This is a genomic window from Hymenobacter coccineus, from assembly GCF_001816125.1.
GTDB lineage: Bacteria > Bacteroidota > Bacteroidia > Cytophagales > Hymenobacteraceae > Hymenobacter > Hymenobacter coccineus.
In genome coordinates this window covers 1-11,348 of the sequence record NZ_MDZA01000063.1, presented here as the reverse complement: position 1 = coordinate 11,348, position 11,348 = coordinate 1, and the positions used below count along the sequence as shown (strand labels likewise).

Sequence of the window (11,348 nt, the reverse complement as noted above, 5' to 3'; positions counted from 1 at the left end):
CGGCCGCGCCGATGGGGCCCCGCCGAGCGCCGGCGCGCCAATGGAAGCGCTCGACCAAGTAGGTCATCTCGTCCTTGTTGGCGAACACCTGGGCCAGCTGGCCCAGGTGTTCGCCCACGCGCCGGTTGATGGCGCCCTGCATTCGCAGCGTTAGTTGGGCGGGGGCATCGGCGATGAGGTCCGTCAACCGGAACTGGCGGCCGGTGCGCGGGTCAAAGGTTGCGTGTTGGGTCGATTGCGAAGGATACGGCCCCAGATATTCAAAGGCGAACGAGAGCAGAAACTGCTGGTCTAGCAACACCTTGTAGTCGGCGCCCACAAACCCCTGGCCGTAGGAGCGCAAAACCTTTGCTTCGGCATCGTAGCGGCTTTCGCGGTCGGCCCGGCGCAGCTGCTGCTGGGCCGTACCCAGCGAATCGACGTTATCCGTCTGGGCCCCAACAATCAGCCGGAGCAGCGCCCGGTTGATGCGCCGGGCCACGGCGGCGTCCGGCAGCTTCACCTGCGGCACGGCGAATTTGCCTTCCAAAATAGTATATACCCGTGCCCGGCCAGCCGCCACGGACTGCGCCCGCGCCGGGGCCCCAGCAGGCCCGATCCCACCCAAATTCCCAGCCCGCGCAGTGCCCGGGCGGAACCCCAGAAAATCCGTTTCATCCGTTAGAATCCGTTAAATCTGCGGTCCTACTCGTAGCGCAGGCTTTCGATGGGGTCCAGGGCCGCGGCTTTGCCGGCCGGGTACGAGCCCGAGAGCAGGCCCACGCTCACGCAGATAACCAGGCCCACCATCATCCACAGCCACGGCACGTAAAACGAGCCGCTGCCGATGAGCAGCGCCACGCCGTTGCCGCCGAGCACGCCCAGGCCGATGCCCAGGGCCCCACCGAGCACGCAAATCACGATGGCCTCGATGAGGAACTGCTGCCGAATCTGGACCGCCGTGGCCCCCAGGGCCTTGCGCACCCCAATTTCGCGGGTGCGCTCCGTCACGGACACGAGCATAATGTTCATCAGGGCAATGCTAGCCCCGAGCAGGGTGATGAAGGCGATGATGCCGCCCCCGACCCGCATTTTGCCCGATAGCTCGTCGAGGGTGTTGGCCAGCGAGTCGCTGCTCTCAATCTCGAACGAGTCGGGCTGGCCCAGGCGGTCGTGACGCACGTTGCGCATGATGCCGGTGGCCTGGTCGAGCAGGTACGGCAGCAGGGCCGGGCGGGTGCTGGCCGTTTTCAGGGCGTAGGTGAGGGCCCCGGTGCGGGGCAGCTGGTTGCCGGTTTCAAGCGGCAGCAGGGCTAGGCGGTCGGCCCCGCCCCCGCCCATGGTGCTGCCGCTGGGCGCCAGCAGGCCCACGATGAGGAAGCGCCGGCCCAAAGCCGTCACGTACTGCCCCACCGGGGTTTGGCGCGGAAATAGCTTCTCGCGGATTTCGTCGCCGACGATGGCCACGTTGGCGCCGCGCGTGAGCTCGCCCTGCGAGAAGCTGCGGCCCTGGGCCAGGTTGTAGCCCTGGATGCGCAGGTAGTTTTCGTCGCCGGCCACCACCTGCATGTTGGGGTTGGTTTTTTCGCCGTTGGCCTTCATCTCGGTGGCTCCTGAAATAAAGGCCGACACGCCCACCTCGGCCTCGGTGCCCACCTGGGCCTTGTACTGGCGCACCTGGAGCAGCGTGAGGGCCGGGTACTGCTTGCCGGCCACGCCGCCGCGGCGCGAGCGGTTGTTGTAGCCCTTGGCCCGGATTTCGAACGAGTTGCTGCCCAGGCTGGCAAACGTCGCGTTCAGCGAGTTCTTCATGGCGTCGATGCTGGTGAGGATGCCCACCAGGGCAAAGAGGCCAATGCTGACGATGAGGGCCGTGAGCACCGTGCGCAACAGGTTGCTGCGGATGGAGCGGAAGGCTTCGCGGATGTTTTCGAGCAGGTTCATAGGGCGGCGGGGCGGGCGGTGGGGCCCGGCGGGGGGCCCCGGGCCGCGCCAAAGTTCGGCGGCCGGCGCCTAACTTGAACCAGCATTGCCACCGCCTCGTTGCGGGGGCATTCTTTTGCACGTACTTAACCCGTCATATTGAACGCAATAAAGTGTTCTTCCCGCTAACCAATCGTGGTTTATTGCCGCAGTGAAGATGCTTTACTGCGTTCCGCATGACGGCCCGGGACGCTATCCATAATTTCCCCATCCCTCTGATAAATCTATGCTATTCAAGCGCCTTGCCCTTTCGTTCTGGCTGCTGCTGGCCGGCCTGCTAGGGCCCCTGGCGGCCCGCGCCAACCACGTGCTCATCCCGATGGACAACACCCAGAAGGAGTGCCTGAAGGCCTACGGAGTGGCGTTCTGGCTGTTGCAGCGCGAAGTGCCCGTGGACTGGCTGCTGAACTACCGCGGCGGCGCGTTTGCCTTCGACGTGACGCCGGGGGCCGAAACCGAGCTGGCCGCCCGCGGCGTGAACTACTCGGTCATCAGCGAGGCGCAGTACAGCGGCATTCTGGCCGAAATCGCCGATGCCAACGCCAACATGGACATCATGAAGCTGGAGAAGGTGCCCAAAATTGCGGTGTACACGCCCAAGGGTAAGCAGCCCTGGGACGACGCCGTGACGCTGGTGCTGGAATACGCCGAGATTCCGTACGACAAGATTTACGACGACGAAATACTGGGCGGCGTGCTGCCCAAGTACGACTGGCTGCACCTGCACCACGAGGACTTTACGGGCCAGTACGGCAAGTTTTACGCCACCTACCGCAACTACCCCTGGTACCAGCAGCAGGTGCGCGACGCCGAGGCGGCCGCCAAGCGCAACAACTTTGGCAAGGTGAGCCAGATGAAGGCCACGGTGGCCGTGAAGATGCAGGAATTCATCGCCGGGGGCGGCTTTTTGTTCGCCATGTGTTCGGCCACCGACAGCTACGACATCGCCCTGGCCGGCCTGGGCGTGGACATGGTGGAGAGCATGTACGACGGCGACCCCGCCGACCCGCAGGCCCAGGGCAAGCTCAACTTCAACCGCTGCTTGGCCTTCCAGAACTTCCAGCTCGTGCGCGACCCCTACCGCTACGAGTACTCCAACATCGACATGGAGCCCTTCGAGCGGGGCCTGGGCGAGCAGAACGACTACTTCCAGCTCTTCACCTTCTCGGCCAAGTACGACCCCGTGCCCACCATGCTCACCCAGAACCACGAGAAGGTCATCAAGGGCTTTATGGGCCAGACCACGGCCTTCCGCAAGGGCCTCGTGAAGCCCGACGTGGTGGTGATGGGCGACACCAAGCAGGACGGCGAGGTGCGCTACCTGCACGGCACGCTGGGCAAGGGCACCTGGACGTTTTACGGCGGCCACGACCCCGAAGACTACCAGCACCTGGTGGGCGAGGAGCCCACCGACCTAGCCCTGCACCCCAACTCGCCCGGCTACCGCTTGATTTTGAATAATATCCTGTTTCCGGCGGCCAAAAAGAAGAAGCAGAAAACCTAGCCGGGCTTGGCTGCGGAAACGGAAGCAAAAAACAAGTTCGCTGATTTGTAAATAATTAAGGACTTTTAGAAGTTAAAGTAGCACGCCGTGTCAACGCAAAAAGCGGTTCGCCCACTGGCCAAATCCCATTAGGTGGGCCGCGGCCGCGGGAGGACCGCTTTTTGCGTTGATACAGTGTGCCGTTGGTTTTTTTTGACCGGATTTTTGCCTGGTTCCATTGATTCTATACTATAACTTTTCCTAGTTCGTTTCGTGGTTTCTGCCCACCTTGCGGCCCTATCCTATTATTCGTCCTTATTTTTTATTCATGCTCCCCCCCGCTCCCAACTACGGGTTTTCGACCCTCAGCCACGACCCGCACCTGGCCAACCCCCTGCCCCGCGCCGTGGTGCGCGACAACAATTACCTACTGCTGGACGGCGAATGGCGCTTCGCCGTTGACTACCAAGACGTTGGCCTGAACGACGATTGGGCCCTGGGCCACGCCTACGATGGTATTGCCAACTGGCCCGGCTCGGTGGAGGAGCACATGGCCGCCGCCAAGGACCAAACCCACCCCGCCGTGTGGCAAGACCAGGTGGTGGCCTGGTACGAGCGCGAATTCCACCTGCCTGAGCGCGACGCCGCCGACAAGCATTCGCTGTTTCAGCTCACGTTTGGGGCCTGCGGCTACGAAACCCGCGTGTGGCTGAACGGCCATTTGCTGCGCACCATCGAGGGCGAGGACGTGCACTACGGCGAGTATACCTCGTTCTCGTTCGAGCTGCGGCCCGGCCTGTTGCAGCCCGTCAACCGCCTCACGGTGCGCATTGCCGACACGATGGACGCCGAAACGCCCCGCGGCAAGCAGGAATCGCACGTGTACAAGCGCGGCGGCATTTGGTACCAAACCCAGACCGGGGCCGTGCGCAGCGTGTGGCTGGAAATGGTGGAGCGCAACCGCCTGCGCTCGCGCGTGGGCGTCGAGAGCGTGATTGAGGACCGGCTGGTGCGCTTCAATCTTAGCACCCGCATCCAGGACCCGGGGCCCTACACGCTGCGCCTCCAGGTATTTGGCAACGCCGACGAAGCCCCCGGCCCGCTGGCCACCGCCGACTTTCCGCTGCGCCTCGCCGCCGGGCAGCGCGAGCAGCGCGTGGTAATGGAGGTACCCGGGGCCCGCCTGTGGCAGCCCGGGGCCCCCAATCTGTACCGCCTCGTGGCCCAGCTCATCGACCAGGAAGGCTACGCGGCCCAGATTGAGACGGACTTCGGCCTGCGCAAAATTGAGAGCCGCGGCAGCCGCGTGTACCTCAACAACGCGCCCGTGTACCTCGACGGCATTCTCTACCAGCCCGGTACGGCTACCTACGAGGAAATCCGCCGCCACTTTTACGCCATGCAGGAGCTGGGCTGCAACCTGGTGCGGGTGCACATCGCCGGCATCGACCCGCGCCTGTACGCCCTGGCCGACGAGCTGGGCCTGCTGCTGTGGGTGGAGGTGCCCAGCCCGCACAGCTCCACCACCCGCAGCCGCCAAAACCACCGCGCCGAGCTACTGCGCATGCTGGCCCTGATGCAGTCGCACCCCTCGGTGGTCATCTGGAGCCTTTATAACGAAGACTGGGGCTGCCAGGACATCGCCACGAACCCCGAAACCCGGGCCTACATCGTGGAAATGTACCACTATATGCAAATCAACCACCCGCAGTTTTTGGTGGTGGACAACGACGGCTGGCACCACATTTCCGACCACGGCCGCTTGCAGTCCGACCTGCTCACGGCCCACCTCTACACCCCCGACCTGGGCCGCTGGCAGGAGCTGCTCGACCGCCTCGTGCGCGGCGAGCTGGATGGCACCGCCGCCTTCCCGCTCGTGGTGGGCGACCCGTTCTTCTACCGCTGCCAGAAGCCGCTGATTGTGAGCGAGTGGGGCGGCTTCGGCTTCTCCGACTACGGGGGCCCCGCCGACGCCGAGGCGCGCACCAACAGCATCCGCGCCTTCAAGCACGAGCTGCGCCAGCGCTCCATCGCCGGCGACGTGTACACCCAGGCCACCAACATCGAGGACGAGCGCAACGGCCTCATCAACTTCCACACCGGCGAGCTGGAAGTGCCGGCCGGCGTGCTGGCCTCGCAGGTTGAGGTGCCCGCAGACCCGCATGGCGAATAACTAACCGGGCGGGGCCGAACCCCTGGCCCCGCCCGCGGGTTATCTTTGCACAGCGCCACCAACGGGCGCCGCACCCAAGATGCCGATAACCGAAGAAGCTGTTTTTAAGGCCCTGAGCTACGTGGAGGAGCCCGACCTGGGCCAGGACCTCGTAACCCTCAAAATGATTGAGGACGTGCACATTGACGGCCTTACCGTGGCCTTCACGGTGGTGCTGACGACGCCGGCCTGCCCCCTCAAGCAACTCATCCACGACGCCTGCGAGCGGGCCATCCACACGATGGTGGACAAGGATGCCAACGTGGTGATTACCATGACCTCGCGCGTGACCACGCTGCGCAACAACAACGAATTGCTGCCCGGCGTGAAGAACATCATCGCCATTGCCTCGGGCAAGGGCGGCGTGGGCAAAAGCACCGTTACGGCCAACCTGGCGGTGGCGCTGGCTGCCTCGGGCGCCAAGGTGGGCCTCATCGATGCCGACATTTCGGGCCCCAGTATGCCGCTGATGTTCGGGGTGGAAGATTCCAAGCCGCACGTGTTCCAGGGCCCCAACGGCAAGAACCTCATCCAGCCCATTGAGCGCTACGGCGTGAAGCTGATGAGCATCGGCTTCCTGGCCCCGGCCGAAAGCGCCATCGTGTGGCGGGGCCCCATGGCCTCGTCGGCGCTCAAGCAGTTCATCACCGAAGTGGAGTGGGGCGAGCTGGACTACCTGCTGCTCGACCTGCCGCCCGGCACCTCCGACATTCACCTCACGCTGGTGCAGTCGGTGCCCGTGACGGGGGCCGTGATTGTGACCACGCCGCAGCGCGTGGCCCTGGCCGACGCCCAGAAAGGCCTCCAGATGTTCCGCCAGCCCCAAATCAACGTGCCCGTGCTGGGCATCGTTGAAAACATGGCTTGGTTCACGCCGGATGAGCTACCCGACAATAAATACTTTATCTTCGGCGAAAACGGCGGCCAGCGCCTGGCCCAACTGCACGACGTGCCCCTGCTGGGCCAGCTGCCGCTGGTGCAGAGCATCCGCGAGGACGGCGACCAGGGCCGGCCCGCCGTGCTCGATGCCACGTCGGCCGTCGGCCAGGCCTTTGCGAACTTAGCCGAGGCCGTGGCCCGGCAAGTAAGTATTCGCAACAACATTGCACCCAAAACGACCGTTGTAGAAATGCAGCGCTAGCCTGCTTTAATTCCACCCCAATGACCCTCGACCATCCCCTGTTGCCCCGCATCGAAGCCGCCCTGGACGATTTGCGCCCTTACCTGGCCACCGACGGCGGCAACGTGCGCGTGGCCAACATCACCGCCGAAGGCGTGCTCCAGCTCGAATGGGAGGGCGCCTGCGGCGCCTGCCCCATGTCGCCGATGACGCGCGCTGGCCTCGAAGACACCGTGCGCAAAGCCGTGCCCGAAATCACGGCCGTAGAGGCTAAGTAAGCTTTTAACCAACAATTATTTACCCCGGGTTGGGGTTGCAGCTTGCGCGCGCTCAGCGTGGCAGCCGCAACCCCAACCCGGGGTATTCGTTTGTAGGGGCTTACCCCCTTTGCATGTCCGCTTCCGCCCTGAACGACCCCAGCCTGCGCGCCTGGATTGACATCCCGTTCCAGCACGATTTCCCCATCCAAAACCTGCCGTTTGGCGTGTTCGAAACCGACGAGCGGGGCCCCCGCCTCGCGGTGGCCATTGGCGACTACGTGCTGGACTTGTACGTGCTCAGTTCGTTCGGCTTTTTCGACGACCTCACCGAGTTGGGCGACGCCCAACCGCGGGTGTTTCGCCGCCGCTCGCTGAACGGGTTTCTGCGGCTCGGCCGCTCCGCGTGGCGGGCCGTGCGCCAGCGCGTGAGCGAGCTGCTGCGCCACGACAACGCCGACCTGCGCGACCACCCCGAGGCCGCCCGCGCCGCCCTGGTACGCCAGCGCGACGTAACGATGCTGCGCCCCGTGAAGCCCGCCAACTACACCGATTTCTACAGCAGCCTGACGCACGCCGTCAACGTGGGCACGCTGTTCCGGGGCCCCGAAAACCCCTTGCTGCCCAACTGGCGGCACCTGCCGGTGGCCTACCACGGCCGCGCCAGCAGCATTGTGGTCAGCGGCACGCCCATCCGGCGGCCCCAGGGCCAAATGCTGCTGCCGGGTGACGATGCGCCCACCTTCGGCCCCAGCCAGCAGCTCGATTTTGAGCTGGAAATGGCCTTTATTGTGGGCACTGCTTCCACCCTGGGCACGCCCGTAGCCGCCGAAGAGGCCGAGAACCACATCTTCGGCCTGTGCCTGTTCAACGACTGGAGCGCCCGCGACCTGCAAAGCTGGGAATATGCGCCGCTGGGGCCCTTCCTAGGCAAGAACTTCGGCAGCAGCCTGGGGGCCTGGGTGGTCACGCTTGATGCGCTGGAGCCCTTCCGTACCGCCGGGCCGGCGCAGGAACCCGCGCCCCTGCCCTACCTGCAAACCACCGGCGACCACCACTTCGCCATTCAGCTCGAAGCCGCCCTGGCACCCGCCGGGGGCCCCGAAACGGTGCTGGCCCGCCCCACCTTCCAGGGCCTGTACTGGAGCATGGCCCAGCAGCTGGCCCACCACACTTCCAACGGCTGCAACCTGGAAGTGGGCGATGTGTGCGCCTCAGGCACCATTTCCGACCCCGGCGCCTTTGGCTCGCTATTGGAGCTGGCCACCCGCGGCACCCAGCCCGTGCCCCTGGCCGACGGCACCACCCGCGCCTTCCTGCTCGACGGCGACACCGTAACGCTGCGCGCCTACGCCGAAGCCGACGGTGTGCGCATCGGTTTCGGCGAAGTAAGCGGGATGATTCAAGGAGTGAATGAGTGAGGTGGTGAATGAGCGAATGAGTGATTTACGAAATAACAATCACTCATTCGCTCATTCACCACCTCACTCATTGTCAATGCATTCGGTCGTCGCGCACGGGCAGGTTTGTTACAATGTCGCCCTCGATTTTTAGCAGCTCCTGCAAGCGGGCGTCCACGTCGTAGTCGGCGCAGTATTCTTTAGCAAGGTCGACGTAGCTCACGAAATGGCCGGCTTCTGATACCATCAGCTCGTAGTAGAACTGGCTCAGGTCGGGGTCGGGAATGTGGTTCCAGAGCAGCTTGAACCGCTCGCAGCTGCGCGCTTCGATGAGGGCCGACACGAGGAGCTGGTCCAGGAGCTGGCGCTCACGGGCCCCGCCTTTGCGCACGTGGGCCAGCAGCTGTACCACGTACTCATCGCGGCGCGGGCGGCCCAGCGCAAAACCGCGCTTGCGCAGCTCATCCAACACGCGCTCGAAGTGGCCCCACTCCTCGGCCACGAGCAGCGTCAGCTCGTCCACCAGCCGGGTTTTTTCGGGGTAGTGGATGATCATGCTGATGCCGGTGCTAGCCGCTTTCTGCTCGCACCAGGCGTGGTCGACGAGGATATCCTCAATGTTTTTGCTGGCAATGTCCACCCACCGCGGGTCGGTGTTCAGCTTGAGCTTTAGTATTGTTTTCATCGCTGATTAAACCGATTAACCGTGATTTCGCTGATTTTTTTATTAATTAATTTCCACTGATTAACCATTGATTTAATTCATTGACAACGGGAATTTATCATCAGCAAAATCACGGTTAATCAGTTTAATCAGCGATTTAATTAAAGAACTTCCAGTTCAGCCCAAATTGGAGGCGGCGCGGGTACGCGGGGTAGAACGGCGAGGCGAAATAGCCCTGCCCGGACAGGCCCTGGTTGAGGTAGGGCACTTTCAGAAACACCGACACAGTTTTGATATCGGCCGCGAAAAAGGCGCTGGCCACGGCGTAGTTGCGGATGGTAAAATCGTCCTGCAAGTAAAATTGCTGCGTGCTGGGGCTATAGTTGTAGCCTTTGAACCGGGACTGGTAATAGAACTCCAGGCCCACCTGCGTGAACATGGCCCGGCCAAAAATGTAGCTCTGGTAGTACGCCCGCGACTCGGTGACGAGGGCCGGAATGCGCAGTGCCTCGCTCTCATTTCCGGCCCCGCGGGTGTACGTGCCCTGGTTATCAAACCCAAACCGTCCGAACCGCACCCGGTGCCGCGCCGAGGCAATAATGAGCTGCTTGGAGGCACCAAGTTGGTTGGGCCTCCCAGTCGAATCGTAGTATACATAATTAACCAGATTCACCAACGACGCGCTGGCCTCGAACAGGTGGTCGGCGAAGCCCGGCAGCGCCTGCCGCAGCCGGCCCGTGAACTGCTGAGTTGACGTGTTTTTAAACGTGGCGTTACCGTTTTTATCTGCGTATTGCCATTCGTAATGATTACCTGAAAATTCGCGTTGTGTGAGCGTAGGCGAATATGAGGTGATTAGTATTTCACCCGATAGGGGCCCAGTGCGTACCGTGCCGCGCAGCCAGTACTCACTGTTGCGTATCGTTCGAAAAATACTGTCACTCAACAACGCTAAATTAGGCACTTTGAGTTCTCCGGCTACTTCCACTGCGTAACTGCCGCGGTAATTAAAAGCTGCCGTACCACCCACAAACTCCTCGAGATAATTACGGCTTTGCACCCGCTCCAGCCGGGTGGCGGCCGTGGGCACTCCGCTCGGTGTAGTGGGTTGAATAACGTAAGATGTATCGGAATAGGCCGCCAGCCAGGCGTTGCGCAGCCGCCCGTACACGCGGTACTCCACGGCGGTGTTGCCCAGCGCATTGGTATGGCCCAGCAGGCCAAAGGTGTTCTCTACCTGCTTGTAATCCACCCGGTCGAGGGTACTGGTGAGGGTGCGCAGCGGCGTGCCCGGGTAGAACAGCAGGGCCGTGGTGGCGGGGTTGCGCGGCAGCAGGCCGTCGGAGAAGCTGTTGAACTGGTGCTTAAAATCGAGCACGTGGTAGGCCGTCAGGCCCCGGCCCAGCAGCCGGTAGCTCTGGAAGGCGTGGAACTGGTCGCGGTTTTCGGTATTCTGGGCCTGCAACAAGTACACCCGCTCGCTGGAATAGTTGAACAGGTTGCCGGGGTATCGAACCACAGTGTCAGCCAATTCTGTGTCGCGCGGGTACACACCGCCCTGCTCCACGGCGCGCTGGCGGCTGGTGTTGATGTTGGCCAGCAGGCGGTAGCGGCCGTTTTCGGACTGGTAGCGGGTGAAGAACAGCAGGTTGTTGTGCTCCACCAGGCCCACCCCGCCCACGGCCCCCGAGGTGGTACCAATGATTTTATTCGACGCGATGCGCTCGTAGGCGGCCCCCACGCTGAAGTTCTTTTTCAGGCTGCGGCTGTAGCTGATTTCAAACACCTGCTCGCCCGAGGTGGACTGCAAAATCCGGAAAAACGAGTACGGCGAGCGGCTGTCGTAGTACGGGATGTCGCTGCTCGTGCGGGCGTATTTATCGAACACGTTGCGCCCCAGCCGGGCCCCCAGCTCCAAGTTGGGCTGGTAGAGCAGCGGCCGCGAGGCCGAGCCCACCGTGCCCAAATCCTGCTGAAACGTGGAATCGTGCATCCAGAACCGGATTTGCGGCAGCTTCACCAGGCTGGTATCGACGGGCAGGCCGGCCGTGGAGTCGTGCAACACCTCGGCCTCGTAGATGACGCGGGTGGTTTTGGGCCCGTACAGCACCTTGGTTGAGTCGTCGACGACCTGGGCGTGGGCCGCCGGGGCCCCCAGCAGCAGCGCCGCGGCCAGCAGCAGGGCCCCGGCAGGGCCCCCACGCCGGCCGCGGCTCAGCAAATGCAGAAGGAAAAGGAAGTAGCGCAAAC

Annotated in this window: 9 protein-coding genes; 5 read left to right on the top strand and 4 right to left on the bottom strand. The window is 63.1% G+C overall.

Translation table 11 applies throughout. From position 1 onward, the window contains the following. Nucleotides 1–529 (bottom strand): hypothetical protein (locus BEN49_RS05035; RefSeq protein WP_141765615.1); only part of this gene is annotated, 529 nt, incomplete at its 3' end. 155 nt (nt 530–684) lie between these two features. Beyond that, on the bottom strand, nt 685–1,923 hold the full coding sequence (locus BEN49_RS05030) for an ABC transporter permease (RefSeq protein WP_070741646.1): 1,239 nt from the start codon (nt 1,921–1,923) through the stop codon (nt 685–687). Between the two features lie 265 nt (nt 1,924–2,188). On the opposite strand from BEN49_RS05030, the gene BEN49_RS05025 reads away from it, so the two are divergent. The 5 genes from BEN49_RS05025 (at nt 2,189) to fahA (ending at nt 8,455) form a co-directional block, all read left to right on the top strand. Beyond that, complete coding sequence (locus BEN49_RS05025; RefSeq protein ID WP_070741643.1) at nt 2,189–3,466, top strand: asparagine synthetase B; 1,278 nt, start codon at nt 2,189–2,191, stop codon at nt 3,464–3,466. A 307-nt stretch (nt 3,467–3,773) separates the two neighbouring features. Beyond that, the gene (locus tag BEN49_RS05020) at nt 3,774–5,618 is read left to right on the top strand and encodes a glycoside hydrolase family 2 protein (RefSeq protein ID WP_070741640.1); all 1,845 of its coding nucleotides are present in this window, start codon (nt 3,774–3,776) and stop codon (nt 5,616–5,618) included. Nucleotides 5,619–5,697: 79 nt separating this feature from the next. After that, the gene (locus tag BEN49_RS05015; protein ID WP_070741636.1) at nt 5,698–6,798 is read left to right on the top strand and encodes an Mrp/NBP35 family ATP-binding protein; all 1,101 of its coding nucleotides are present in this window, start codon (nt 5,698–5,700) and stop codon (nt 6,796–6,798) included. Between the two features lie 20 nt (nt 6,799–6,818). Then, a complete protein-coding gene (locus tag BEN49_RS05010; protein ID WP_070741633.1) occupies nt 6,819–7,055 on the top strand; it encodes a NifU family protein in 237 nt (78 codons plus the stop codon). Nucleotides 7,056–7,168: 113 nt separating this feature from the next. Next, on the top strand, nt 7,169–8,455 hold the full coding sequence (gene fahA, locus BEN49_RS05005) for a fumarylacetoacetase (RefSeq protein ID WP_070741627.1): 1,287 nt from the start codon (nt 7,169–7,171) through the stop codon (nt 8,453–8,455). Between the two features lie 73 nt (nt 8,456–8,528). Here the strand turns inward: fahA and BEN49_RS05000 are convergent, their stop codons facing one another. Next, nucleotides 8,529–9,119, bottom strand: a complete 591-nt coding sequence (locus tag BEN49_RS05000) for a MiaE family protein (protein ID WP_070741624.1) — start codon at nt 9,117–9,119, stop codon at nt 8,529–8,531. A 136-nt stretch (nt 9,120–9,255) separates the two neighbouring features. Continuing rightward, the coding region (locus BEN49_RS04995) for a putative porin (RefSeq protein ID WP_070741621.1) at nt 9,256–11,348 on the bottom strand (2,093 nt) is incomplete at its 5' end.